The organism is Nocardia cerradoensis NBRC 101014, assembly GCF_000308535.1.
GTDB classification, from domain to species: Bacteria; Actinomycetota; Actinomycetes; order Mycobacteriales; family Mycobacteriaceae; genus Nocardia; species Nocardia cerradoensis.
Genome location: NZ_BAFW01000132.1, coordinates 1 through 24,414, shown reverse-complemented (window position 1 = coordinate 24,414; position 24,414 = coordinate 1). Strand labels below are relative to the sequence as shown.

Below are 24,414 nucleotides of genomic sequence, written 5' to 3'. Positions count from 1 at the left end.
ACGCGGCGGAAAATCGGTGGTTGCTCACCGAGATCCTGCGCGAGGAGTGGGGGTTCGACGGTGCGGTGGTCTCCGACTGGGGGGCGGTGCACAACCGGGTCGCCGCGCTGGCGGCGGGGCTGGACCTGGAGATGCCCGGGAATCCGCGCAGCGCGGAGGAGATCGTGGCGGCAGTTCGCTCGGGTGCCCTGACCCCGGACCTCGTAGCGGCCGCGGCCCGTCGCGTGGCGGCCCTGGCCGAGGCGCAGCCCACTGCGGCAGGCGATGCCGAGATCTCCGTCGACCTCGATGCCCACCATGCCCTGGCTCGTGAGCTCGCCGCCGAATGCGTGGTGTTGCTCAAGAACGACGGCGGTCTGCTTCCGCTGGGCCCGGACCTCGGGACGATCGCCGTGATCGGAACGTTCGCGAGCGAGCCTCGGTATCAGGGTGGCGGTAGCTCGCATATCAATCCGACCCGGGTCGACGAGCCGCTGGCTGCGATCCGGGAGTTGGCCACCGCGCGTGATCAGACCGTGCACTATGCCGCCGGCCTGGACAGCGGGGCGCTGGCCGCGGCAGCGGGGTCCGATGTCGCAGTGGTCTTCGCGGGACTGGCCGAGACCACCGAATCCGAGGGGTACGACCGGCGCGGTATCGAGCTGCCGGCCGAGCAGATCGCGATGATCCGGGCCGTCGCGGCGGTGGCGAAACGGACCGTGGTGGTGCTCTCCCACGGTGGTGTGGTGAGCCTCGAGGGCTGGCACGACGAGGTCGATGCAATTCTCGACGGGTTCTTGCTGGGACAAGCCGGCGGCGGTGCGCTGGCGGACCTGTTGTTCGGCGTCGCCGCGCCGTCGGGCCGGTTGGCGGAGACGATTCCGCTTCGGCTGCAGGACAATCCGAGCTACCTCAACTTCCCCGGCGAAGCCGGGCAGGTGCGCTACGGCGAGGGCGTCATGGTGGGTTACCGCTATTACGGGACCGTCGGCCTGCCGGTGCGTTACCCCTTCGGACACGGACTCACCTACACCGAATTCGCGGTCTCCGGCCTCGAAGTCGACGTACACGGCCCCGACACGGCGACGGCGCGGGTCACCGTGACCAATATCGGCGACCGGGCCGGGAAGTACGTGGTACAGCTGTACGTTGCCACCAGCGCCGGACCCGTACGCCGTCCGGCCCGGGAATTGCGCGCCTTCACCAAGGTGGCTCTCGACCCGGGGGCCGCCCAGACCGTCGAACTGGCCTTGGACCGACGAGCCTTTGCGTACTACGACGTCGAACGTGGCGACTGGGCGGTGGCCGGCGGTGAGTACGTCGTGCAGATCGGAGAGAACGCAGAACGGATCGTCGCCGAACGCGCGGTCAGTCTCGCCGGGGATGCCCAGCTGCTCGAGTTGTCACTGGAGTCCACTGTGGGTGAGTGGTTCGGACATCCCACGGTGGGTCCTCGGCTGCTCGAGTCCATGGCCGCCGGGCTGACCGACGAGCAGCGGCAAGAGGCCGAGGCGAATATGCATCTGCTGGAGATGATCTCGTCGATGCCTATGTCGCAGTTCGTCGCCTTCACTGGCGTCGAACTAAAAGACGATGCCCTGCATTCGCTCATCGAACTCAGTAGGACCGCGCCCGCGGGCGCCTGAACGAGGCGGGTCGCCCACAGGGACACCGAATGCTTCGAACCCACGCGCATTCGGCAGGGCGGCAGGGCATTTTGAGGTGTCGCAGCGGTCCTGTCTGCGACTCCTCGCACGTGCTAGCGTATGATCTTGGAGGTTCGGCGTTCCCTCTCGCCGAACTCGTTACGGGAGGTGATGGTCGGTGCCGGCGGCGAAGCAGCGTGTCACGGCGTCCGACGTCGCCCGCTCACTCGGTCTGTCGCGCGCCACTGTCGGTTTCGTTCTGAACAACACCCCGGGGCAGACGATCCCCGAGAAGACCCGGCGACGTGTGCTGGAGGAGGCCGAGCGGCTGGGGTATCGGCCCAATCGCGCCGCGCAGACGCTGCGGCGGGGCAGCAGTCATCTGGTGCTGCTGGTGTTGCCGGACTGGCCGATCGAAGACAGCGTCGCCGACTATCTCGACGAATTGGCCGTCGCGCTCGACGATGCCGGATATTCGTTGATCACCTATACCCGCCGTTCGGCCGACCGGTCGCGGCCGTTGTGGGAAACGGTGACGCCGGACATTGTGATTGGGGTGGCGGATTTCGATGCGGCCGAACAGGATTCGCTACGCGCGAGCGGTGTCCGCCAGATCGTGACCGGCACGGTCGCGGCGTCCGAAGCCGCGGTGGCCGGCGTGGCTCTGCAAATCGAGCACCTGCACGCGCTGGGCCATCGCCGCCTGGCCTATGCCGCCGCTCGGGATGATCGGCTGGCGGATCTGGTGCAGGCCCGCATCGCCGAAGCCCGAGCGGTCGCGGCGAGGCTGGGACTCGAACCTCTTGCGGTTGCCGAGGTCAGACCCGGCGACAGCTCCGCGGTCGAGCAGGTTCAGCGCTGGCGTGACGACGGCATCACCGGTGTGGTCGCCTATAACGACACCGTCGCCGCGATCGTCGTCGGTGCCGCGCTGCGCGCCGGTATCGGAGTTCCGGCGCCGCTGGCGGTCATCGGGCACGACGACACCCGGCTGGCGGAGGCCTTCGTGCCGTCGCTGTCGAGCGTGCGGATGGATGCCGCCGCGATGGCCCGGTACACCGCGGCGGTGGCTCTGCATGCCGCCGGCCGTATTCCGGCGGCGCCGGAGCCGGTGTTGCCGACAATGACGGTGCGGCGTCGGGAATCGAGCTAGGCGCTCGCGAATTCGGTTGCCGGCCAGTGGATTCGCTGTCCGGACGCGCGTAGCCCAATCATGCCTGCGTGCCCGGCGAATCGGGCGGCCCCAGCGTGCGCTTGTGAAACTGCGGCGGTCGCTGTCGTCGGCGCATTGGCATCCATGCGCAGGCGAACGGTCTTGTGATCGGCGTCGCAGTGGTTGTAAGCTACGCCACTAGCACGAGCTAGTCACGTGTCGATCCGACCGACCTTCGAGGATGAGGGACAGATGAACGTACGCAAGACCACCATCGCGGCTGTGATGGCCGCTGCCGTGGTCGCCACCGCGACGGCGACCGCCGGGGCAGACGCCCCGGCCCCGGCGCCCGGTAGCGTGTCCGCGCCGCAGGCCCAGGGTGTGCACTACGACGCCCGCATCGAGGACAAGACCGTGGTGGCGACCCTCGCCGACGGCGGCACCTTCGTTGCCGCCGGTGACTCCATCTCCGTTCGAGACGCCGCCGGGCGAACGTTGGAATCGCTTCCGTTGTCGTTCAGTTTCGATGGTGAGCGCCGCCCGATTCGCCAGGAGATCTCCGCCGACGGGTCCACGCTGCGCCTGACCCCGGACGTGGCCGGGCTTGTGGTTCGTCCGCAGGTGAAAGCGGTCGCGACACCGCTGGAAAACCAGCTCGCCATGAACGACCTGATCAATGCCGCGGCATTCGGGCTGACTATCGGCAGTCTGGTCGGCACGGTCATCGGCACGGTGCTCGGCGCCGGCGTGGGATTCGTGCTGGCCGGCGCGTCCTGTGTTGTCCTCAGCCTCGGATGTGTGGTCGCCGTGCTGCCGATCATGGCGCTGGTGGCGGGCGTGGGCGGCATCATCGGCCTGGATATCGGTGGCGCCGGTGGTGTCATTCCCGCGGCACTGAACTACGTGAACACCCTCAATGCGCCACCGGGACAGAGCATCTACGCCAGTCAGATTCCGGCACTGGCGGGCAATGCCCCGGGTGCTCCGCAGCCGGCGCCGCAGCCGGCACCCTGAGATCGGCCAGGTGACGGAATGACTATTCGCACATGGACCGCGGCCGCCCTGTTGGCCACGGCGGCTGTGGCAGTGACCTCTGCTACCGCGCAAGCCGACGGCGGTGCTACCGCACCGCCCGTGTCCGCTACCGCGTCCTCCGATACGGTGCAACAGCAGACGAAAGTGGCGGGCAAGTCGGTGGTCACCGACCTCGACGCCGGCAGTTTCGCCCTCGCCGCGGACGGTGCCGCGGTGCAGGTCCGCAACGCATCTGGTGCCGAAATCGCCTCCATCCCTTTGAGTTTCGACATCGATGGTCGCACCCATCCGATCGCCGCCGAGGTTTCGGCGGACGGCCGTCGGCTGGCGCTCACTCCGGACACCACCGGCATTCAGCCGGTGGCATCCCCCCTGGAGAACCAGATGGCCGCCAACGACGGCGCCGCCAAGATGGGCATGGCAGGATTTGCCGGCCCGTTCGCCGGTGCCACGGTCGGCGCTATCGTCGGCCTGGTGGTGGCGGTGGCATCGTGTGCGGTGCTGACGGTGGCCTGCCTGGCCACCGCGCTGCCGATCGTCGGCGCCTTCGCGGCCGGCGGTGGCGTTCTCGGCACCCTCCTGATCGGTGGTCCCACCGCTGGGTGGGCGCTGTGGAACTACTTGGACACTGTGCAGACGCCACCCGGTCAGAGTCGGTACAACAATCAGGGTCTCAACGGTGCGGGTGTGCCGGACCCCAACTTCCGCTTCCCGCAACTCGCAATCGGATCGGGATCTTCGAGCGGGTCCGGCAGCGGCACCGGCTCCGGGGGCTGACCCGATAATTACCCGGCAGCGGCCACCCCCGTGCGGGGGTGGCCGTACTCGTTCGTACGACGGGGGCATCCTTTCCTACTTCGGCCGCCATGCTGCACGCCATGCGGCTCGTGCCGACATATCCACGCGCCCAAGCTGATTCGCTCGCTCGCCGCGGCGAATCCGGACCGGTCCGGACCGGTGTGCCGCTCACCGGGAACTCGGAGTCGGCAGCCGCCGGGGCGATGACAGGCTCGCGGTATGAGTACAGCTGTCGAAACCGATGCGATCCCCGAACTTCGTGAACTACGGACCGAACACGGTGTACTGCGCTACCGGGAAAGTGGTGACGGTCCACCGTTGTTGCTCCTGCACGGCTCCGGTCCCGGTGTCACCGGTTGGCGCAATTTCCGCGGCAACCTGGACACCTTCGCGCAGCACTACCGGACCTACGTGCTCGAATTCCCCGGATTCGGGGTCAGCGACGACTTCGGGGCGCCGCACCCGATGGTTTCCGCCCGGACCGCGGTCACGGCATTTCTCGACGGTCTCGGGCTCGACCGGGTCCGCATCATCGGTAATTCGATGGGCGGTTTCGTCGCGACCGATTTCGCACTCGCCGCACCCGAACGGGTCGAGCGGTTGGTCACGATCGGCGGCATCGGAACGCCCGTGTTCAGCCCGCAGCCGGGGGAGGGGATCATCCGGCTCAGCGAGTTCGTCGACAATCCCAGCAAAGAGGCCCTCATCGCCTGGCTGAGGTCGATGGTGTTCGACCAGGCGCTGGTGACCGACGAATTGGTGCAGGAACGCTGGGACCAGGCCACCGATCCGGCGACGCTGGAGAATTCACGCCGGATGTACGGCAGTGCCGCGCTGGCGCGCATGGCCGAGTCCATGCGCTCGGCGGATGTGACACCGGGATGGGCCGAACTGCGCCGGCTCACGGTGCCGACCCTGGTGACCTGGGGTCGTGACGATCGCGTGAGCCCGGTCGACATGGCGCTGATCCCGATGCGCCTGCTGCCTCACGGTGAGATCCACATCTTCCCCAATTGCGGGCACTGGGTGATGATCGAGCAGAAGCAAGCGTGGGAGGCGGCGGTTCTAGCCTTCCTTCGCCGCTGACAGTGCGGTCGGCGTCGTGTCGGAGATGACCGGCGCCGACATCGCGCAGAAGCTGTGGCACACACGGTCTTTGACGATGTGCTCGGGGCATTCCGGATCGAACCACCGGTCCACATGTCCCCAGTGCACGGGATGATTCATATAGGGCCCGAGCAGCGTGTCGATATCGGCGAACTCCTGCTCCCACACATGGGTCCAGGCCGTCGACCCGGCAGCGTGGGTGACGCGGCTGAGCTGCCACGCGCGGATTCCCGGCAGATGTGCGGGCATCTGCAGCATCGCGTGTTCGAACCGTCGCAGTTCCGTGGGCGACGCGGAGTCGTCCACGCGCAGGAGCAACGTCCGGTACACCGACGCCGGTTCCGACGGTCCGCGGCGTCCCGTACGGTCCTGCCCGGGTGATCCACCGACGTATTCGGCGGCGTCGACGTGGCGGATGGAGCTGTCGGTGGTCGCCGCGTCGATCGGTGCCCGCCAGCGCGACCATTCCGATTCCGACTCGAATTGCAAGTGGACGAGGATGTCGCCGCCGTTGCGTGCGCCGGGCAGGGTGGGCGCGATGAGACCGTATCGAGCGTGGATGGAATCGGCCGCGGCGGTGACGGTGCGCAGCACCGCTGCCCGGTCGCCGGTGTCGTTCAGATGCAGTAGGCGGGTCACCTTATACATGGCACAGTCCTTCCACAGCGTCGGCCGCGGCGGCCATGGACCGGGAGCGTTCGACGATCATGGGGGAGACCGACTGCCACCATTGCGCGTATCCGGGATCGTGGCGTCCCTGCACCGCCGCGGCCCACCACTGCTGCGGGCCCTCGACGGTCCAGGTCGCGGTGACGACATTGCTCTCCGCATCGATCCAGGCCGGCGGACTGACCAGCACGCGGTCCAATGTCAGACCGCGTTGCCGCGCGCCGGGGGCGTATTCGCTCAAATACGCGTCGATGAAAGCGCGCGCATGGCCGGGTTTGAGCACTATCCGGTCGATGATGTAGATGGTGCTGTCGCTCATGGTGTTCAACGTAAGCGGTGCGCCGCCGACTCGATGATCTCGTTCCCGTCAGCCGGGAGCGGCCGGGGGCAAAGGGCCCGGAATGGCTTGTAAGCTCGGCCATTATGGGTGCTGACGTCGATTCCTATCCCAACTTGCCGGCTACCAGCTGGGCGGTGCTGGGCATGTTGTCATTCGGTGAGGAATTGACCGGCAACGAATTGAAGAAATGGGCGGACTGGAGTATCGGATTCTTCTATTGGAGCCCCTCGGTCAGCCAGATTTACGGTGAACTGAAAAAGCTCGAGGAGTTGTCGCTGGTGCAGTCCCGGCTGGTGGCCGACGAAGGCGTGCGCAACCGGCGGCTGTACCGGATCACCGAGGCCGGCCTGCGCGCGCTGCGGAACTGGTCGCGCGATTCCGAGGTCGATATGCCGGTACTCAAACATGGTGTGATGCTTCGCCTGTGGATGGGACACCTGCACGATCCGGAGCAGTTGAAGCGCATCGTCAGGACCCATATCGACAACCTCCGTGAGCGTGCGCGGCGGGCCGGGCGGCACGCCGACCGGTCGGATCCGGAGCCTGGGTGGTCGTTCACGCAGATGAGTCTGCGCTGGTCGCAGCGCTATTTCGAAGCCGAGATCGAACTGGCAGAGCAGCTACTCGCGGATATCGACGCCGCGGCCGAGCACTATCGCTCCTCGGTTGTGACCGATGAATACGGACTTCCCGTACCGCGTCATCCCGGAAGTTGGCGTGCCGTGGGCGCCGACGACCCGGATGCGGAGACCGCGCCCGACCGGTCAGCCTTCGGCGAGGACGGAGGGAGCGGTCGGTAGCGACCGCAGAATGTTCTTGCGCTGCAACGTCGGAGTCACGAATCGGCCGGCGTTGAGGCTGCGCACGATCGCGGCGGCGGTGAGCTGCACCGGCGTGGTCATCCGGCTGTCGAACGACATCTTGTTGAGTGGACCGCAGATCGATACCGCGGTCTTGGCCTCGCCCACCTCTCCGATCGGTGCGGCGATACACCCGAAACCGGTCGGTGCCCCGTTGCGTTCGACGGCGTAGCCCAGTTGCCGGACCAGCCGGCCACCGGGCTCGTCGTGGCTGTCGTATGCCAGCAGAGCTTTGCCCAATGCCGTGCGGGCGGCGGGCAGGCGGCCGCCGATGCGCGTCGGAACCTGCGCGGCCAAGCGGCCGCCGATCTTGTCCAGATACACCACATCGGCCCCGTCGAGCACCGCGAGATGCACCACCATGCCGGTGGCCCGGTAGAGGTGATGCAGGTGTTCACGCGCCGCGGCGTGCACCCGATCCTGATGGACTGCCAGCGAGCCTAGTTCGACGAGCCGGATTCCCAGGCTGTAGCTGCGGCCCTGGCGCTGCAACCAGCGCAGGCGAACCAGCCGATCGAGCATCCGGTGCGCCGACGAGCGCGGCAGTCCGGTCCGGGACACGATCTCGGTCAGGCCGAGACTTTCGTGTCCGTCGAAGGCGTCGAGGACGAGAGTCAGCCGGTCGAGGATATTGCTGGGGGTGTTCGCCTCGGCCGCGTGAATCTCCTGCGTAACGGTCATGCTGTGCTCCTCGTTGACCACGGCAACGATCTGACGTGCCTATTTCAATTAGAAAATAGTCGCACATCCGCCTCGATCTGTGAAGCGGTTCACGGAGTTTGCTGTAGTCGCAGCGGAGTTGCGCGGAAACTTTTGCGAGCAATTGTCCCGGTGAATGGGAACCGTCGCCCGTGACCGGGTGATCGATCCGCACATAATCGCCGCTGACATCGATATGTGATGCACATCATGCGAGGAGCCCGGTGTGCCGACGATCACTCGGCGTGGCTCCTCCTCGCAGAAGGAGATCTCGAATCATGAAACTCGGCGGACTTGCTCGCCACCGGCGAACACTTGCCGGCATCAGCGTATTGGCCCTGGTCGGGGCCCTGGGTGCGAGCGCATGTAGTAGCGACGACACGTCGAGCAACAGCGCGATCGCCGGTGCCTCGACCACGTCGCTGCCGGACAACCCGGCCTCCGGTACGCCGGTGAAGATCGGATTCGTCTCCACCGAGGGCGGCGCGGTCGTCTCGATTCCGGAGATGCGTCAAGGGGCCGAGGCCGCGGTCCAGTATGTGAACAAGAACGCCGGTGGGCTCGCCGGTCATCCGATCGACCTGGTCGTGTGCAAGCAGCAGGAGGAACCCACCTCGGCGACCAAGTGCGCCAACGAACTGGTCGAACAGAAGGTGGCGGCCGTCCTGTCGCCGGGTACCTCGCAGGGCGCGGCCATCGTGCCGATCGTCGCGGGAGCGGGGATCCCCTACGTCACCCTCAACGGTGTGTCGCAGGTGGAGCTGACCTCGCCGGAGTCGTCATCGCTGTCGGCCGGGCTGCCCGGGTCGATCACCGCGATGGCTCAGGCGGCCAAGAAACAGAACATGAAGACGTTCACCATCTTCGCCAGTGACGGCGGCGGTATCGGCGCCATGATCAACGCGATGGGTGCCCCGATCTTCCAAGGGGCCGGTGTCGACCTGAAGGTGGTGCCGATCGCCCTCGGCGTACCGGACCCGACCCCACTGGTCACCTCGGGACTGTCCGCCAAGCCGGACGGTGTCAGCGTCATCGCCGACGCCGGAACCTGCACCTCGGTGTACAAGGCGATCCAGACCGCCGATCCGAACGTGCAGAAGGTCTACATCCCGACCTGCCTCGATCCGTCGGTCACCAACATCATCGGAATGGACACCGTCAAGGGCAGCATCGGCATCACCGCCACCGACTACCTGTCCGATCGCCCGGATTCGGTGCTCTACCGCTCGGTGCTGCAGCAGTACGCGAAGGATCTGAACGTCACCGGCGCGGCGTCCTCCGGTTACCAGCTCGTCATGGCGCTGGTGGGTGCCACCAAGAATCTGCAGGGACAGGCCGATGCGGCGAGCATCAAGCAGGCGCTGAAGGCGGCGCAGAACGTCGAGATGCCGGCCGGCGGCGGGATCACGTTCACCTGCAACGGCACCGCGGTGCCGCAGATGCCGTCGATCTGCTCGCATCAGATGCTGATCGGCACGATCAACGACAAGGGTGTCCCGGTGGACCTCCAAGTGACCGGATAGGTCAAGGGTAACAACGGGATTCGGCCAGAGAGATCGCCATGACAGACCACCTTTCCTACCTCGTACTCGGCCTCGGAAACGGGGCCGTGTACGCGGCCATCGGACTCGCGCTCGTAATGACGTTCAAGAGCTCCGGTGTGGTGAACTTCGCGACCGGCACGGTCGCGCTGTACACCGCGTACACCTACGCCTTGCTCCGCAAGGGGGAGCTGCTGGTTCCGATACCGGGACTGCCCAAGTCCGTCCATCTCGGTGGGCCACTGGGTGTCGCCCCGGCCATGGCGATCTCTCTGGTCTTCGCCGCCGTCCTCGGCGTGCTCTGCTACGCGCTGGTGTTCCGGCCGATGCGGACCGCGTCGGTGGTGGCCAAGGCGGTGGCATCGATCGGGTTGATGATCGTGATCCAGGCCCTGATCGCGCAGCGGGTCGGCACCGGACTCGTTTCCGTCCAGCCGATTTTCGCGCTCGACACCTTCCGGATCGGGGACCGCACCGTGCCCACCGACCGGATCTGGCTCGCGGTCTCGATCATCGGCATCGCGATCGTCGCGACGGTCGTGTTCCGCTTCACCCGCTTCGGTGTAGCGACCGAGGCGGCCGCCGAATCGGAGAAGGGGGCCTACCTGACCGGACTGTCTCCGGACCGAATCGCGTTCAGCAACTGGGCGCTGTCCTCGGTGGTCGCGGGCCTCGGTGGCATTCTCATCGCGCCGTTGGTGGCGCTGAATCCGGTCGCTTATTCCATGTTCATCGTGCCGGCGCTGGCGGCCACCCTGGTGGGCAATTTCAGTTCCATCTGGCTGACCGTGGCCGCGGGCATCGTGATCGGCGCCCTGCAGGCCGAGGCCACCAATCTGCAGGGGCTCTACAGCTGGATGCCGAAGTCCGGTACGGCCGAAGCGATTTCGCTGCTGCTGATCCTGGGATTCCTGGTCGTGAAGGGCAGGCCGCTGCCCGACCGCGGCAGCGTGGTGCGCAAGGCCCTCGGACGCGCCCCGCGCCCCGACCACATCGCGATACCCGTTGTGCTGTCGCTGGTGGTCGCCGTCGTGGCGCTGACCGCGACGTCCGGCAGCTACCGGGCCGCCGTCGTCAGCAGCATCATCTTCGGCGTGCTCGCCCTGTCACAGGTGGTGGTCACCGGGTATGCCGGTCAGATCTCGCTGGCCCAGCTCACGCTCGCGGGTGTGTCAGCCTATGCGTTGAGTGTGCTGAACCAGCATGTGGGGATACCGTTTCCGTTCGCGCCGATCCTGTCCGCGCTGTTCGCGACCGTTGTCGGCGTGGTGGTCGGCCTGCCGGCGCTACGGGTGCGTGGCCTGCCCCTCACCGTGGTCACGCTCGCGCTCGCGGTCTTCGTCGAAGCGTTCTGGTTCCGCAATTCCGATCTCAACGGCGGTGTCGCCGGTGCGCCGATCGACAACCCCCGGCTGTTCGGCATCGACCTCGGAATCGGTGCGGGACATGCCTATCCGCGCATCGCGTTCGGTGTGTTGTGCCTGGCGGTCCTGACGGTGGTCGGACTCGGTGTCGCCTGGTTGCGCCGCAGCAGCCTCGGTACCGACATGCTCGCCGTGCGCGCCAACGAACGGTCGGCGGCGGCCGCGGGCATCGACGTTTCGCGCACCAAACTGATCACCTTCGCGATCGGCGCGTTCATCGCTGGTTTGTCGGGTGCACTGCTCGGCTATCAACAGACTCTTGCCACGCCGGAGCCGTTCGCGGTGTTCGCCGGCATCGGGCTGTTCGCGATCATGTACGTCGCCGGCGTCACCTCGATCACGGGCGCGATCCTGGCCGGTCTCATGGCTCCCGGCGGTGTGGTCTACCTGCTGGTGGACCGCTTCCTGCACATCGGTGACTACTACGCCGTACTGAGCGGGATTCTGCTCATCATCACCGTGATGACCAATCCCGACGGTATCGCCAGCCGCCTGCCGCGGGTGTCGTGGCCGGCGCTGCGCCGCCGCGACCACACTCCGTCCGATGAGGTGGCGGTGGCCGAGCCCGCACCGCCACGCGCCGCCGGCGTCCCGCTACTGTCGGTCGACGGGGTCAGCGTGTCCTACGGTGCGGTGGCCGCACTGTCGGATGTCACCTTCGAGGTGTTCCCGGGAGAGATTGTCGGCCTGATCGGGCCGAACGGCGCCGGAAAGACCACCCTGATCGACGCCGTCACCGGATTCGCGTCGGCGAGCGGGGCGGTCACACTGGACGGCACCGCCATCGCCGATGCACCGCCTCACGTCCGCGCTCGATCGGGCCTGGGCCGCAGCTTTCAGGATGTGGAACTCTACGACGATCTCACCGTCGCGGAGAACGTCCGGGTCGGCGCCGCCCGATCGCAGTCGACAGTGCCTGTTGCCCAGCTGGTTTCCCGCACGCTGGCGGTACTCGGACTCGGTGACATGGCCGATGTCGCGGCGGCCTCGCTGTCGCAGGGGCAGCGGCAACTGGTCTCGGTGGCACGCGTGCTGGCCGCCGCCCCCGCGGTGGCACTGCTCGATGAACCCGCCGCGGGCCTGGACAACAACGAAAGCCGTTGGCTCGGCGAGAAGTTGCGTTCCGTCCGCGACAGCGGCACCGCGATTCTGCTGGTGGACCACGATATGGAGCTGGTGCTCACCATCTGCGATCGAGTGATCGTGCTCGATCTGGGCAAGGTGATCGCCAGTGGCCCACCGGAATCGATCCGAACGAACACGGAGGTGCTGCGCGCCTACCTCGGCGTCTCGTCCGACACCGTCAAGGTGGATCCCGAAGCAGTGCCCGAATTGCAGTCCGGCGCTCTGACCACGCAGGAGGCATAGCCATGACAACAGTGCTGGAATGTCGCGACCTCAGTGCCGGCTACATCAAGCAACGACCATGCCTGCGCGGTGTGGACCTGGACGTGCGCCCCGGCGAGATCACCTGCCTGCTGGGGCCGAACGGGGCGGGCAAAACCACGCTGCTCTCGACCCTGGCCGGACTGCTGCCCCGCGCGGGCGGTGAGATGCGGGTCGAGGGCGCCGACATCGTCAGCGGACGCCCACGAGCCGCGGTGCGTGCCGGAGTCGTACTGGTGCCCGACGACCGGGCGCTGTTCCGGCAGTTGAGTACCCGGCACAATCTGCGCCTCGCCGTGGGGGAGCGCGCTCGGCGCCGGACGGCGATACCCGAAGTGCTGCAGTACTTCCCGGCCCTGGAGAAGCGGCTGTCGGTCGACGCCGGGCGCTTGTCGGGCGGCGAGCAGCAGATGCTGGCCATCGGCCGGGCGATCCTGCAGCGCCCCAAGGTGCTGCTCATCGACGAACTCAGTATGGGACTGGCCCCGGTCATCGTCCGCGAAATCCTGGACGTGCTGCGGGCACTCGCCGACGACGGAATGAGTGTGCTGCTGGTCGAACAGCATGTGCACCTGGCCCTGGGGATCGCCGACCGAGCCGCGATTCTCGTGCACGGCACGGTGGCCGATTCCGATACCGCCGAAGCGCTGCGTGCCGATCCACGCCGGATCGAGCGGGCATACCTCGGTGAAGCAGCCGAGGATACGGCCGCGGCAGCGGCCTCCTGAGTCGTTCTCGAACCGTCCGGCCCGCTGTTCCGTTCTGCGGGATGTGATCCGCGTTCGCCGGTAGGTTCGAGGAAGGATTTCGGTACTACCGTTGTCACGCTGTGTGCGCCGGTGGTGTCGTCGTCGAGAAAGGCCGGGTATGCGCGGGATCAATCACGTCGTGCTCTACGTGTCGGATCTACGGCGCAGCCTGGACTTCTACGAAAGCGTCCTCGGGTTCCGGCGGCTTCCCGGCGCATTTGCCGGTGCCGCCTTTCTGCGCCACGCGGACTCGGCCAACGATCACGACCTCGGACTGTTCCAGTCCCGGGACCGCGCGACGCCGGTGCCCGGCGCTGTCGGCCTCTATCACGTGGCGTGGGAGGTCGACACCCTCACCGAACTCGCGGCACTGCACGAACGTCTCGTCGCGGCACGGGCATTGACCGGCGCCGGCGACCACGGTTCCACCAAGGCTCTCTACGGGCGCGATCCCGACGGGATCGAATTCGAGGTGTGCTGGCTGGTGCCCGACGAGTGCGTCGAGCAGGCCCTGGCACCGGGCACGCCACCGACCGCTCCGCTCGATCTCGCAGCCGAGATCGAGCGCTACGGCGCGTCCACTCCGGGTGGCCCCCGCACCGATCCGGCCGTGTGGGAGCGCATCGCGGCGCGGTACGCGGACGAGTTCTGACAGACCTCTCCCGCTGAATGGGAGGGTGTCGGCTGACGCCGATCGCGGAAACCTATCGTCCTGTCATGCCACGTGCTTGTGACCCAGTTCACCGCCGTGAACCGGGTGCACTGGCCTCTCGGGGCACGCCTTCGCATCCGGCGGTAGCCGTGGCTCACATGTGCGGTGGAGCCGATAACACCACGGCTGCACCAACTTTCCGTCCCTATCACCGTTGCTGGAGGGCCTCACAATGACCAATCCCGTCGACACCGTCGCCGCCGCTGTCGCGGCGGCGAAAGCTCCGACCTACGAGGCCCGCAGGATCTCGACCGGATACTCCTGGCCGGAGTGCCCCCGGTGGCACGAAGGGACCTTCTGGTTCTCGGATATGTACACCGGAACGTTGAAGACCCTCGACGCGGCCGGCAACGCGACCGTCGTCGTCGACGCGAACGCACGGGCGGCGAAGACCGACGTGCCGATCGTGCTGGGCGGATTCGGCTGGTTGCCCGACGGGCGGCTGATCGTGGTGTCGATGCACGAGAAGCTGGTGCTGATCCACGGCGGGGGCGGCCCCGAGGACCTGTCGGTGTACGCCGACATCTCCGAGCACTGCCCGGCCGCGGCCAACGACATGGTCGTCGACGCCGACGGGCGCGCCTACATCACCCAGCTCGGCTTCGATCTGTTCAAGGGCGAGGATCCCGTTCCGTCACCGCTGATCGTGGTGGAACCGGACGGCACCGTCGGCACTCCGGAGAAGGTCGGTCCGTTGTTGTGCGCCAACGGGATTGCCGTCAGCGCCGACGGGACCCGGGTCTACACCGCCGAGGTGATGGCCTTCAAGATCACCGTGATGGACCGCGCTGCCGACGGCACACTGTCGAATCCGCGAGAGTTCGCCACCTGCCCGTTCATGCCGGACGGGATCGGCCTCGACGCCGAGGGCGGGGTCTGGGCGGCCATGCCCGGCGGCGGATATGTCGCGCGCTTCACCGAGCAGGGCATCACCGACGCCGTGTCGCTGCCGTTGGAGAACGGCATCGCCTCGGCTTGCCTGCTCGGCGGTCCCGATCGCAGCACCCTGTACCTGACCGCTGGTTACGAGGTCTTCGATTTCGAGAAGTCCGCTCGGGAAGCGCTCGGTGGCATCTGGGTGGCGGACGTGCCGCAGCACGGCGGCGACACCCGTCCCTGATCCCGTCCGATACCCACCGAATTCACAGAGCTCGAGGAAAAGATAATGGCAACACTGGATTTCAGCGATCGCGTCGTCATCGTGACCGGCGCGGGCCGGGGTATCGGCCGCGCCCACGCGCTGCTGCTCGCCTCGCGGGGCGCCTCGGTCGTAGTCGGCGACCTCGGCGCGAGCATCGACGGTTCCGGCGTGGACGGTGACGATCCGGCCGCGCAGGTGGTCGACGAGATCACCGCCGCCGGCGGCACAGCGGTGGCATGCGCGGCCGACGTGTCCACCGAGGACGGCGCCCACGCCCTGGTCGAGGCGGCGGTCTCGGCCTTCGGCGGGCTCACCGGCGTGGTGAACAACGCCGGCATCGTCCGCACCGCGCCGTTCGACGAGGTGCCCGACGAGGAGTATCAGCGCCACCTCGACGTCCACTACTTCGGCACCCTGCGCGTGTGCCGGGCGGCGTGGCCGCACCTACTGCGGGCACACTCGCCGCGCATCGTGAACACAATCTCGGGCGCAATGCTCGGTAACCCCGATATGGCTCACTACGGCGGCTCCAAGGGCGCGGTGTTCGGCCTGACCCGCAACCTCGCCCTCGAAGGGCTGGACAAGGGCATCAAGGTGAACGCCATCGCTCCCGGGGCGGGCACCCGCATGGCCGAAGCGGCCGCCGACACCTTGTCGCCGGAAATCATGGAATACATGCGCACCTCGCTGCTGCCCGAGCACATCGCACCCGTGGTGGCTTACCTGCTGCACCCCAGCTGCGATGTCACCGGTGAGGTGTTCAACGTGGCCGGCGGCATCGTGAACCGGCTGGCACTGGTCAACACCGTCGGCATCCACGACCCCGGCCTGACGATCGAAAGCGTCGCCGAGCGGTTCGACCAGATCATGGCGATCACCCCCGACGCCTTGCCGCAGGTCGTCGCGCCGGCCCAGATGCCGGTGTCCTGAACACCTTCGACAGCACCCGACTGGAGTTTGCTCATGAGCACAACCGAAACGGTCAGCCCGACCGAATACCCCTTCGAGCCGGTGCCGCCGAAGGACGCCATCGATCGCTACCGGGCCATCGCCGCGGACCGGCCGATGACCAAGATGACGATGCCTTTCGGCGGCGACGTGTGGGTCATCCACCGCAACGCGGCCGCCCGCGAGATGCTCAGTGACGGGCGGTTCGTGCGCGAACCGTTCCGCACCGGCGAACGGGTGGTTCCCTACTTCGTGGAATTCCCCGACTTCCTCAGGACGACACTGCAATTCGAGGACCCGCCGCATCACACCAAACTGCGCAAGCTCGTGCAGCGCTCGATCTCGCCCAAGCGAGTGAAGGCGATGCGGGATTCGGCCGTCGAGTTCGCCAACCATCTCATCGACGAGATGGTTGCCAAGGGCGCGCCCACCAACCTGGTCCACGACTATGCCGTCGCCCTGCCGATCCAGATGCTGGCCAATCTGCTCGGGGTGCCGCCGGAGGACCGCCCGAAGTTCCAGAAGTGGAGTTCGGCGACTCTCGCGGTGGCGAATATGCCCGAGGAAGAAGTCGTCGCCAACATGACCGAACTGGTCGTGTACATGATGGCGCTGATCGAGGAACGCCGGAAGAGCCCGCGCGAGGATCTGCTCAGCGACCTGGCCAATGCCCGCGACAAGGACGACAGCCTCACCGACGGCGAGATTCTGCCGATCGCGCTGGTGCTCATCATCGGTGGATTCGACAACACCGCGAATTTCATCTGCGCCGGTGTGCTGTCGCTGCTGCGCAACCCCGACCAGCTCGAGTTGTTCCTGCAGGATCCGGACGGCATGGCGCCGACCGCCGTCGAGGAGATTCTGCGCCACGGTCGAATGGCGTTGGGGGACAAGGTCGCCGGTGGTGGCGGCCTGGTGCCGTTCGTCGCCACCGAGGATGTGGAAATCGACGGTCAGCTGATTGCGCGCGGTGAGGCCGTGATGGTCGACCCGGCGGCGGTGGCGCACGACGGTGTGGCCCTCGAACACGACGACGTCTTCGATATCCGGCGTAGCAACAACCCGCATCTGACGCTGAGCTACGGGCTGCACCACTGCCTGGGCGCGCCCCTGGCCCGGATGGAGATGCAGGTCGGGCTGGCCGAGCTGTTCAAGCGGCTGCCCGGGTTGACACTGCACGGTGAGGCGGTCGTCGACAACGACAACCTCACCCAGCCGATCGTCGATCTGCCGGTCACCTGGTAGGAGCGTGCCGATGCCCAAAGTGTTCTACACCCAGCCCGACGGCCAGGTGCGGGTCGTCGACGGTGCCGTCGGTGATTCGGTGATGTCGACTGCGGTCAAGAACGGTGTGAACGGCATCGTCGGCCAATGCGGCGGAACCTTGTCGTGCGCGACCTGCCACGTGTATCTCGAGCCAGGCGAAATGGAGTACTTCGCCGATCCGTCCGAGGACGAGGACGAGATGCTGGACTGCACGGCCTCCGATCGCGAGGACAACTCGCGGCTGTCGTGCCAGCTCACGTTGTCCGACGGTGTCGATCTGCACGTGACCATTCCCGACGAGCAGGTCTGACGATGACCGAATCGCAGAACGGGACCGATGTGCAGGCGCCGCCCCACGGTGTGGTGGTGGTCGGCGCCGCACACGCCGGCGTGCAGCTCGCCGATCGCCTCCGCGCCGGAGGCTTCACCGGTGAGCTCACGCTGATCTCGGATGAGCCGCATCTGCCGTATCAGCGCCCGCCGCTGTCGAAGGCGTGGCTGAAGGGTGAGGCCACCGGTGACTCGGTGCTGTTGCGCGAGCCGGATTATTACCGCGACCAGAAGATCGAACTGATCGTCGGTGCCCGGGTTACGCACCTGAGCCGCACCCCGGTCGGCGTCGAGGTGCGGTTCATCCGCGACGGTGAGAATTCGATCCGGGAATTCGACCGGCTGGTGCTGGCGACCGGCGCGCGTCCGCGGCGTTTGCCGCTGCCGGGCGCGGATCATCCCGACGTGCTGGTGCTACGCGACCTCGACGATGCCCGTTCGCTCGCTGCGCGGGTGCCGGCCGGGCCCGTCGTGGTCGTCGGCGGCGGCTTCGTCGGTCTCGAGGTCGCCGCGACGGCGCGGGCACTCGGAGCCGAGGTGACCGTGATCGAGGCAGGGGAGCGGCTGCTCGCGCGGGCGGTGGGCGCCGACACCGCTGCGGCCCTGCTCGCCGCTCACCGAACGATGGCGACCGACGTGGTGCTGGGAGCGCTGCCGGTGTCGATCGAGCACCGCGACAACAGGATTCATGCGGTGCGGCTCGACGACGGCCGCGAAATCCCGGCGGCGACGGTCCTCGTGGGGATCGGCGCCGAGGCCCGGACCGAGCTCGCCGAGCAACTCGGACTCGACTGCGACGGCGGCATCCTCGTGGACCGGCACTGTCTGGCCTCGGACAGGTGGACTCTAGCCATCGGCGACTGCACCACCCATGTATCCGAGTCCGGCGCTCGCTACCGGCTCGAATCGGTGGACAATGCGGTCGAGCAGGCCAATGCGGCTGCTGCGGTGCTGCTGGGCGAACCGTGCCCGCAGCGGCCCGCCCCATGGTTCTGGTCGGATCAGGGCGATCAGAAGTTGCAGATCGCCGGCCTCATCGGTGGGCACACGTCGATGCTGGTTCGTACCGATCCGCAGCGTCCGCATCGGCGGGTAGCGCTGTACTTCACCGACGATGCGCTGGTTGCCGCCGAATGCCTCAACTCCCCAGCGGATTTCGTGGCATTGCGGTCGGCGCTGAGCCGCGGGCATCGGCCGGGACCGAAGGACCTGGCGGACACGGCCGTTCCGCTCAAGAAGCTCCTGGCTCCGATGCGGAGCTAGGTCAGTGTCATCGCGATTGTACGGAAATCTGTTATGGCAAAGCTGATCTCGAGCCACCCTCGGGTGGCGTCGCGGTTGCGTCACATCCGCATCGAAGCCGGTGCGTTGACGCTCGACTACAAGGCGAGTGCTGAGCAGGCACGCGACGTGGCGTGCGCGCTGACGCAACTGTCGCCGGATCTCATGGTCACCGTCGATGACGACGTGTGCCGCGATCTGCCGCCTTTGCCGTGCGCTGGATTGTGGTCCTGAGCGCCGTTGCGCACTCGCCGGGAAGGCCGCTACCCGCCTGTAGCTCCGCGCCGGATTCGTCGAAACATCCCATCGCCGAGCGGTCCTCGGCGATGGGAGATCTCTCGAACGCGGTCACACGGACAGACCGAGCGGCTTCTCGTCGGTGACATCGCTCCGGACGTCGGTGCTCACCAGCGGGCAACGCGTGCCGGTGAAGATGCTGGCCGCGCACAGGTTGCAGTGGATGCACAGCGACGTCTTCGACGACTCCGCTCGGATGCGATTGATCAGATCCGGCTCACGCAGCAGTGCCCGCGCCATCGCCACGAACTCGAACCCGTCGCTCATCGCGGTGTTCATGCCCGCGAGGTCGGTGATACCGCCGAGCAGCACCAGCGGCATGTCCAGCTCGTTGCGGAACTGGCGTGCGTAGTCACGGAAGTAGAGGGGTGCGTACGGGTAGTGCTCGAACACGAAGCGGCCGAACATCTTCATGCCCAGTTTCACCAGACCGCTTTGGGTCTCGGCCATTTCACGGATCGGGACATCGCCCCGGAACAGGTACATCGGGTTGAGTAGCGACGACCCGCCGGTGAGCTCCAAGGCGTCGACATGGCCGTCGCTCTCCACCATCTGCGCGAAGACCAGGGATTCGTCGAGCCACAGACCGCCGGGAACGCCGTCGGCCATGTTCATTTTCGCCAGCACCGCGATCTGTCCGTCCGCTGCCTCGCGTACCGCCTGCAGAATTCGGCGGGCGAACTCCGCGCGACGGTGGAGCGGGCCGCCCCAGGAGTCCTTGCGGCGGTTGATCTTCGGGCTGAGGAACGAGCTGGCGAGATAGTTGTGCCCGAGGTGGACCTCCACCGCGTCGAATCCCACCTCGATCGCGTACCGCGTCGCGCGAGCGTGATCGTCGATGATCCGCCGGATATCTGCTTCTGTCGCGGCGCGATCCAGGCTCATCGACAACGGATTCGGTCGCGTCGACGGGGCCAGCGAGGGCAGACCGGTGGAACGTGAGTTGGCGACCGGACCCGCGTGCCCGATCTGCGCGGATATCGCGGCGCCCGTGGCATGCACCGCCTCGGTGAGTCGTCGCAGTCCGGGGAGTGCCTCGGGGCGCCAGTAGATCTGGTCGCGTTCGGTGCGGCCCTCGGGTGAGACCGCCAGGTAGGCGACGGTGGTCATGCCGACCCCGCCCGCGCCGACGGCCACGTGGAAATCGATCAACGCGTCGGTGACCAGGGCGTCGGTGGTGACCCCCTCGAAGGTCGCGGACTTGATCACGCGGTTGCGCAACCGGATCGGGCCGAGGGTGGCCGGCGCCAAAGGATCTGGGGGTGTGGGCGTGGGGGTGACGGACATGGTGGGACTCCTTGTCAGGGCTGGTTGGTGGCGGGAGTGCTGCGGTCGCCCCGGACGCCCACGGGAGCGTGAATATCCATCCAGCGCAACATCTCGTCGACCACATCCGCGCAGTCGCCCTCTGCGCCGCCATCGGCCCATTCGACGAGTGCGGCGAAGGAAGCGGCCTGATAGGCGGTAGCGAGCGCGCGGCAGATCGCCAGTGGTGCGTCCGGGAGAACACCGGAGATGTAGGTCGCCAGCGTGTCGATCCACGGCCGGTAGGCCAGTGGCGCGATGGCGGCGAGCTCCGGTTCGGCGGAGATCAGGCGCAACCAGTGCGGCGCGATCCGGCTGATCCTCGGGTCGTGCGAGACCGATTCGACGACGGCCGCGCGGATGACAGCCGACGGATCGTCCGCGTCCGTGGCCTTACCGAGGGCATCGCGAAGCCTGCTCGTGGCCGGCTCGACACCGAGGTAGGCGATATCCGAACGAGACGAGAAGTGACGCAGCAGAGTTCGGGCGCTGATGCCGGTCGCATCGGCCAGATCGCTCCAGCTGGTCGTCGAGTATCCGCGTTCGGACCACAGGCGAAGCGCGCTTTCGGCGACCGCCCGAGTGTCCAGCACCGACGGACGCCCGCGCCCGCGCCGAGCTGCGGTGTTCGGGGGCATGGCCACAGTTCACCATTTTTGTCGTAGTGTGTCAATATTGCGCGGAGTCGCAGAAGCAGCAGTAGGCAGAGCGGAAAGCAGGCAAGCGATGGGTGTCTATGTCGTGACCGGATCGGCATCGGGAATGGGACGAGCGGTGGCGGACAAGCTTCGTCGAGATGGCAACACCGTGGTCGGCGTCGACCTGCGCGACGCGGAAGTCGTCGCAGACCTGTCCACCGCCGAGGGCCGGCGCGCGGCTGTCGATGGCGTTCTCGCCGTAGTGGACGGCCATCTCGACGGTGCTGTCATGGCAGCCGGGGTCGGCCCCGCTCCCGGTACGGAACGCCCGCGCCTGATCTACGAGGTGAACTATCGCGGCGTGATCGAGCTACTGCAGGGCTGGCGGCCGCTATTGGCCGCGGCGACCGATGCCAAGGTAGTGGTCTTCGGCAGCAACGCGACCACGACCACGCCCGCGGTCCCCGGCCGCGCCATCCGCGCGCTGCTGGCGGGGGATACCGACAAGGCTCTGCGCGCGGTGCGGATATTCGGCCAGAACGCGCCCTCGTTCGCCTACGCGGCATCGAAGATCGCGGTGAGCCGCTGGGTCCGGCGCCAGGCCGTCACCGCCGCCTGGGCGGGCGAAGGGATCCGGCTCAACGTGCTTGCGCCCGGCGCCATCTTGACGCCGCTGCTGGAAAAACAACTCGCCACTCCACGAGAAGCCGCGGCCATCCGCCAGTTCCCGGTGCCGATCGGCGGTTTCGGCGACGCCGGCGACCTGGCGGACTGGGTGCTGTTCATGCTTTCGGATGCAGCGCGGTTCCTCTGCGGCAGTGTGGTTTTCGTTGACGGCGGCAGTGATGCATACTTCCGGGCCGACGACTGGCCGCGCGCCGTCCCGGTCCGGAAGATCGCCGGCTACCTCCGGCGTTTCCGGGGGTTCAGCGCCCGCTGACCAGCCTGAAATGGCCCCGCCGCATCAACGGGATTGCCGGAACCGGGCAGCGACGAGCGCGCCCACCTCGGCGATCGCCGCCCGCCCCCGTGCCACCGACGGTGCCTGCATCGCGAATCCGTGACCCACACCCGGATAGCGCAGTTGCACAGTCGGCACGCCTGCCTCCCGGAGCCGGTCGCCGTAGGCTTCGACGCCGTCGCGGATCGGGTCCGCGTAGCCTACGGCGATGATCGCCGGTGGCAGGTCGGCGAGCGAATTCGCTAGTGCCGGAACGCCATAGGCGTCGTCGGTCGAGGGATCGGGGCCGAGGTAGAGGCTTTTCATCCAGTCGATGTCCTCGGCGGTGAGGAAGGGGGAGCTGCCGAACTCGCGCATCGAGGGGCGGTCGGTGCGGCGCTCGACGCCGGGGTAGAACAGCACCTGCTGCGCGATCGCGGGGCCGTTGTCGTCGCGGCTGCGCAGTGTCGTGGCGGCGGCGAGTCCGCCGCCGGCGCTGTCTCCGCCGACACCGATACGGGTCGCGTCGACACCCCAGTTCGATGCGGTGTCGACGGCCCAGCACAGCGCCGCGTACGCCTCGTCGTTGGCGACGGGATAGCGATACTCCGGGGCGAGGCGGTAGTCGACGTTGAACAGCACCGCTCCGGTCGCGTCGGCGATATCGCGGGCGAGGCGGTCGAAGGACTGCAACGTGCCCATGATCATGCCGCCGCCGTGGAACCACACCAGGGCGGGCGCATCGGATTCCGGCGCGGTCAGCGGATGGTAGACCCGCACCGGGACCGCACCGTGCGGGCCGTCGAAGGTGGCGTCGCGCACGGTGCGCATGTCGGGGCCGGGCGGGCGCACGATGGATTCGAGGGACCGGCGTGCGGCGTCGACTCCGGCGGCGTGCATGGGGCCGGACTTGTTCGCGCGGACTCGCTCGAGAATCACTTCGACATCGGGATCCCAGGCGAACTGGTAGGGCTTGTACCCGCTTGATGCGGTCACGGTTCACTCCTCGAGAGGTACGGGAGGCGCGCCGGTTCGCGTGGCGCGCAACATCATCCCGGTGCTGGTCTCTCCGCCGCGGCGGTGCTCGTTCATCAGCTCGACGAGCCGTTCGTTGTCGTGGCGGGTCAACGCTTCGATCATCTGGTCGTGTTCGGCCACGACGCGGGCGCGCGCGGCCGGGTCGTACAGGTAGGCGGCGTGGTAGGGCATCGCGAGAGTCCACAGCCGGCGGATCTCGGCGACGATGAGATTCAGTGGCGATCGTTCGAAGATCACGAAGTGGAAGGCGTGGTTGTGCATGCGCATCGCGAGCACGTCACCCTGTTCGGCTGCTTCGACTACCTGGTGCGCGGCGCGGGTGGCTTCCGCGAGAGCGTCGGCGGAAAACGCGGGCAGTGACAGCAGCACCTCGCGTTCCAGGGCGGCGCGCATCAGGTAGATCTGGTCGAAGTCCGACTGCTGCAGCCGCGCGACCGTGTAGCCGACATTGGGTTCGTGCGCCACCAGGCCTTCGGCGGTCAGATGCCGCAGGGCTTCGCGGATGGGCAACCGGCTGACTCCGAGGCGTTCGGCCATGAGTACTTGGCGGATCGGCTGGCCGGGCAGCAACTCCCCGGTCACGATCAGCCGCTCCAGTTCCGCGACCACCCGCCCGGCGGCTCGGCCGACTTCGCGGCTCGTCGGGGCGGGACTTTCAGTCGGTTTGCTCACGGGTCCCCGAAGATACCAGCCGAGCGCCAGGCACCGATTCGTTCAGCCGGATAACCCATCGCGGTCAGCACCGATATGGTGTCGGCGCCGCGGGCGACCGCGGGTCGGGGGCGGCGGTGCGGCGACCGGCTGAGCGAGATCGGTACCCCGACGCCGCGATAGTCCGGCGCCTCGATGAACAGCTCGCGGTGCCGGGCCTGCGCCGACTGCAAAGCCTCGTCGACAGTGTTCACCGAGCTTGCCGCGACACCGGCCTGCTCCAGCCGGGCGGCCAGTTCGGCCCGGGGCCACGCCGCGATCCGTTCGCCGAGCAGTGCGACGAGCTCCTCCCGATGCGCGTACCGCTGCGCGTTGGATGCGAAGCGTGGTTCGTCGGCGAGCTCCGGTACACCGAGAGTCTGTGTCAGCGAACGGAATTGGCGGTCGTTGGCTGCGCTGACGAAGAAGTCGCCGTCGGCGG

General features: G+C 67.4%; 25 protein-coding genes. 17 read left to right on the top strand and 8 right to left on the bottom strand.

Going from position 1 to position 24,414, the window contains the following annotated elements; translation table 11 throughout:
- The 5 genes from ON23_RS13975 to ON23_RS13955 all read left to right on the top strand — a co-directional run.
- A partial coding sequence (locus tag ON23_RS13975) for a glycoside hydrolase family 3 C-terminal domain-containing protein (protein ID WP_039778646.1) occupies positions 1-1,625 on the top strand: 1,625 nt, incomplete at its 5' end.
- Between the two features lie 178 nt (positions 1,626-1,803).
- Entirely contained in the window at positions 1,804-2,778 is a 975-nt protein-coding gene (locus tag ON23_RS13970) for a LacI family DNA-binding transcriptional regulator (protein ID WP_039778638.1), read from the top strand.
- Between the two features lie 252 nt (positions 2,779-3,030).
- Positions 3,031-3,792, top strand: coding sequence for a DUF8020 domain-containing protein (locus tag ON23_RS13965; RefSeq protein ID WP_039778636.1), 762 nt, complete (start codon positions 3,031-3,033; stop codon positions 3,790-3,792).
- Positions 3,793-3,810: 18 nt separating this feature from the next.
- Positions 3,811-4,590, top strand: a complete 780-nt coding sequence (locus ON23_RS13960; protein ID WP_143860539.1) for a DUF8020 domain-containing protein — start codon at positions 3,811-3,813, stop codon at positions 4,588-4,590.
- Between the two features lie 240 nt (positions 4,591-4,830).
- Positions 4,831-5,697, top strand: coding sequence for an alpha/beta fold hydrolase (locus ON23_RS13955; protein WP_039778633.1), 867 nt, complete (start codon positions 4,831-4,833; stop codon positions 5,695-5,697).
- On the opposite strand, the gene ON23_RS13950 is transcribed toward ON23_RS13955, so the two are convergent.
- Together ON23_RS13950 and ON23_RS13945 are read right to left on the bottom strand one after the other, a co-directional pair.
- Positions 5,677-6,366: a Dabb family protein gene (locus tag ON23_RS13950; RefSeq protein WP_039778632.1), complete on the bottom strand. Its 690-nt coding sequence runs from the start codon at positions 6,364-6,366 to the stop codon at positions 5,677-5,679. The two genes, ON23_RS13955 and ON23_RS13950, sit on opposite strands and share 21 nt — an antisense overlap.
- A complete protein-coding gene (locus ON23_RS13945) occupies positions 6,359-6,706 on the bottom strand; it encodes a hypothetical protein (RefSeq protein WP_039778631.1) in 348 nt (115 codons plus the stop codon). Before ON23_RS13945 ends, ON23_RS13950 begins: the two co-directional genes overlap by 8 nt.
- A 104-nt stretch (positions 6,707-6,810) precedes the next feature.
- On the opposite strand from ON23_RS13945, the gene ON23_RS13940 reads away from it, so the two are divergent.
- Positions 6,811-7,527 carry a PadR family transcriptional regulator gene (locus tag ON23_RS13940; protein WP_051042681.1) on the top strand — a complete coding sequence of 239 codons (717 nt, stop codon included), beginning with the start codon at positions 6,811-6,813 and terminating at the stop codon, positions 7,525-7,527.
- Here ON23_RS13940 and ON23_RS13935 read toward each other — a convergent pair.
- Positions 7,492-8,268, bottom strand: coding sequence for an IclR family transcriptional regulator (locus ON23_RS13935; protein ID WP_039778644.1), 777 nt, complete (start codon positions 8,266-8,268; stop codon positions 7,492-7,494). The genes ON23_RS13940 and ON23_RS13935 overlap by 36 nt on opposite strands.
- 296 nt (positions 8,269-8,564) lie before the next feature.
- Between ON23_RS13935 and ON23_RS13930 the strand changes: the two genes are divergently transcribed.
- From ON23_RS13930 to ON23_RS13885, 10 genes are all read left to right on the top strand, one after another.
- A complete protein-coding gene (locus tag ON23_RS13930; protein ID WP_039778630.1) occupies positions 8,565-9,809 on the top strand; it encodes an ABC transporter substrate-binding protein in 1,245 nt (414 codons plus the stop codon).
- A 38-nt stretch (positions 9,810-9,847) separates the two neighbouring features.
- Entirely contained in the window at positions 9,848-12,619 is a 2,772-nt protein-coding gene (locus ON23_RS13925; protein ID WP_039778629.1) for an ABC transporter permease subunit, read from the top strand.
- 2 nt (positions 12,620-12,621) lie between these two features.
- Positions 12,622-13,365 carry an ABC transporter ATP-binding protein gene (locus tag ON23_RS13920; RefSeq protein WP_039778628.1) on the top strand — a complete coding sequence of 248 codons (744 nt, stop codon included), beginning with the start codon at positions 12,622-12,624 and terminating at the stop codon, positions 13,363-13,365.
- A 139-nt stretch (positions 13,366-13,504) separates the two neighbouring features.
- Entirely contained in the window at positions 13,505-14,038 is a 534-nt protein-coding gene (locus tag ON23_RS13915; protein ID WP_039778627.1) for a VOC family protein, read from the top strand.
- A 232-nt stretch (positions 14,039-14,270) separates the two neighbouring features.
- Entirely contained in the window at positions 14,271-15,218 is a 948-nt protein-coding gene (locus tag ON23_RS13910; protein WP_039778626.1) for an SMP-30/gluconolactonase/LRE family protein, read from the top strand.
- 45 nt (positions 15,219-15,263) lie between these two features.
- The gene (locus ON23_RS13905) at positions 15,264-16,169 is read left to right on the top strand and encodes an SDR family NAD(P)-dependent oxidoreductase (RefSeq protein WP_174376485.1); all 906 of its coding nucleotides are present in this window, start codon (positions 15,264-15,266) and stop codon (positions 16,167-16,169) included.
- 33 nt (positions 16,170-16,202) lie between these two features.
- Entirely contained in the window at positions 16,203-17,432 is a 1,230-nt protein-coding gene (locus tag ON23_RS13900) for a cytochrome P450 (protein ID WP_039778624.1), read from the top strand.
- Between the two features lie 10 nt (positions 17,433-17,442).
- Positions 17,443-17,763 carry a 2Fe-2S iron-sulfur cluster-binding protein gene (locus ON23_RS13895; protein ID WP_039778623.1) on the top strand — a complete coding sequence of 107 codons (321 nt, stop codon included), beginning with the start codon at positions 17,443-17,445 and terminating at the stop codon, positions 17,761-17,763.
- A 2-nt stretch (positions 17,764-17,765) separates the two neighbouring features.
- Complete coding sequence (locus ON23_RS13890) at positions 17,766-19,046, top strand: NAD(P)/FAD-dependent oxidoreductase (RefSeq protein ID WP_051042680.1); 1,281 nt, start codon at positions 17,766-17,768, stop codon at positions 19,044-19,046.
- Between the two features lie 33 nt (positions 19,047-19,079).
- Positions 19,080-19,298, top strand: coding sequence for a hypothetical protein (locus ON23_RS13885; RefSeq protein ID WP_143860537.1), 219 nt, complete (start codon positions 19,080-19,082; stop codon positions 19,296-19,298).
- A gap of 114 nt (positions 19,299-19,412) precedes the next feature.
- Here ON23_RS13885 and ON23_RS13880 read toward each other — a convergent pair whose 3' ends face one another.
- Together ON23_RS13880 and ON23_RS13875 are read right to left on the bottom strand one after the other, a co-directional pair.
- Positions 19,413-20,648 carry an NADH:flavin oxidoreductase gene (locus ON23_RS13880; RefSeq protein ID WP_051042679.1) on the bottom strand — a complete coding sequence of 412 codons (1,236 nt, stop codon included), beginning with the start codon at positions 20,646-20,648 and terminating at the stop codon, positions 19,413-19,415.
- A gap of 14 nt (positions 20,649-20,662) precedes the next feature.
- The gene (locus ON23_RS13875; RefSeq protein WP_051042678.1) at positions 20,663-21,304 is read right to left on the bottom strand and encodes a TetR/AcrR family transcriptional regulator; all 642 of its coding nucleotides are present in this window, start codon (positions 21,302-21,304) and stop codon (positions 20,663-20,665) included.
- Positions 21,305-21,392: 88 nt separating this feature from the next.
- Here ON23_RS13875 and ON23_RS13870 point away from each other — a divergent pair, with 88 nt between their 5' ends.
- On the top strand, positions 21,393-22,244 hold the full coding sequence (locus ON23_RS13870; RefSeq protein WP_039778621.1) for an SDR family oxidoreductase: 852 nt from the start codon (positions 21,393-21,395) through the stop codon (positions 22,242-22,244).
- A gap of 24 nt (positions 22,245-22,268) precedes the next feature.
- On the opposite strand, the gene ON23_RS13865 is transcribed toward ON23_RS13870, so the two are convergent.
- The 3 genes from ON23_RS13865 to ON23_RS13855 form a co-directional block, all read right to left on the bottom strand.
- Positions 22,269-23,240, bottom strand: a complete 972-nt coding sequence (locus tag ON23_RS13865) for an alpha/beta hydrolase (protein WP_051042677.1) — start codon at positions 23,238-23,240, stop codon at positions 22,269-22,271.
- Positions 23,241-23,243: 3 nt separating this feature from the next.
- Entirely contained in the window at positions 23,244-23,954 is a 711-nt protein-coding gene (locus tag ON23_RS13860; RefSeq protein WP_039778619.1) for a GntR family transcriptional regulator, read from the bottom strand.
- A partial coding sequence (locus tag ON23_RS13855; RefSeq protein ID WP_039778618.1) for a CoA transferase occupies positions 23,951-24,414 on the bottom strand: 464 nt, incomplete at its 5' end. The genes ON23_RS13860 and ON23_RS13855, both read right to left, overlap by 4 nt.

Excerpts from the sequence above, each read along its gene's own strand:
- ON23_RS13965 (WP_039778636.1), top strand. The coding sequence starts at position 3,031 with ATGAACGTACGCAAGACCACCATCGCGGCTGTGATGGCCGCTGCCGTG.
- ON23_RS13885 (WP_143860537.1), top strand. The coding sequence starts at position 19,080 with ATGGCAAAGCTGATCTCGAGCCACCCTCGGGTGGCGTCGCGGTTGCGT.
- ON23_RS13920 (WP_039778628.1), top strand. The coding sequence starts at position 12,622 with ATGACAACAGTGCTGGAATGTCGCGACCTCAGTGCCGGCTACATCAAG.
- ON23_RS13940 (WP_051042681.1), top strand. The coding sequence starts at position 6,811 with ATGGGTGCTGACGTCGATTCCTATCCCAACTTGCCGGCTACCAGCTGG.
- ON23_RS13915 (WP_039778627.1), top strand. The coding sequence starts at position 13,505 with ATGCGCGGGATCAATCACGTCGTGCTCTACGTGTCGGATCTACGGCGC.
- ON23_RS13900 (WP_039778624.1), top strand. The coding sequence starts at position 16,203 with ATGAGCACAACCGAAACGGTCAGCCCGACCGAATACCCCTTCGAGCCG.
- ON23_RS13870 (WP_039778621.1), top strand. The coding sequence starts at position 21,393 with ATGGGTGTCTATGTCGTGACCGGATCGGCATCGGGAATGGGACGAGCG.
- ON23_RS13955 (WP_039778633.1), top strand. The coding sequence starts at position 4,831 with ATGAGTACAGCTGTCGAAACCGATGCGATCCCCGAACTTCGTGAACTA.
- ON23_RS13875 (WP_051042678.1), bottom strand. The coding sequence starts at position 21,304 with ATGCCCCCGAACACCGCAGCTCGGCGCGGGCGCGGGCGTCCGTCGGTG.
- ON23_RS13945 (WP_039778631.1), bottom strand. The coding sequence starts at position 6,706 with ATGAGCGACAGCACCATCTACATCATCGACCGGATAGTGCTCAAACCC.
- ON23_RS13950 (WP_039778632.1), bottom strand. The coding sequence starts at position 6,366 with ATGTATAAGGTGACCCGCCTACTGCATCTGAACGACACCGGCGACCGG.
- ON23_RS13930 (WP_039778630.1), top strand. The coding sequence starts at position 8,565 with ATGAAACTCGGCGGACTTGCTCGCCACCGGCGAACACTTGCCGGCATC.
- ON23_RS13935 (WP_039778644.1), bottom strand. The coding sequence starts at position 8,268 with ATGACCGTTACGCAGGAGATTCACGCGGCCGAGGCGAACACCCCCAGC.
- ON23_RS13890 (WP_051042680.1), top strand. The coding sequence starts at position 17,766 with ATGACCGAATCGCAGAACGGGACCGATGTGCAGGCGCCGCCCCACGGT.
- ON23_RS13895 (WP_039778623.1), top strand. The coding sequence starts at position 17,443 with ATGCCCAAAGTGTTCTACACCCAGCCCGACGGCCAGGTGCGGGTCGTC.
- ON23_RS13910 (WP_039778626.1), top strand. The coding sequence starts at position 14,271 with ATGACCAATCCCGTCGACACCGTCGCCGCCGCTGTCGCGGCGGCGAAA.
- ON23_RS13905 (WP_174376485.1), top strand. The coding sequence starts at position 15,264 with ATGGCAACACTGGATTTCAGCGATCGCGTCGTCATCGTGACCGGCGCG.
- ON23_RS13925 (WP_039778629.1), top strand. The coding sequence starts at position 9,848 with ATGACAGACCACCTTTCCTACCTCGTACTCGGCCTCGGAAACGGGGCC.
- ON23_RS13960 (WP_143860539.1), top strand. The coding sequence starts at position 3,811 with ATGACTATTCGCACATGGACCGCGGCCGCCCTGTTGGCCACGGCGGCT.
- ON23_RS13880 (WP_051042679.1), bottom strand. The coding sequence starts at position 20,648 with ATGTCCGTCACCCCCACGCCCACACCCCCAGATCCTTTGGCGCCGGCC.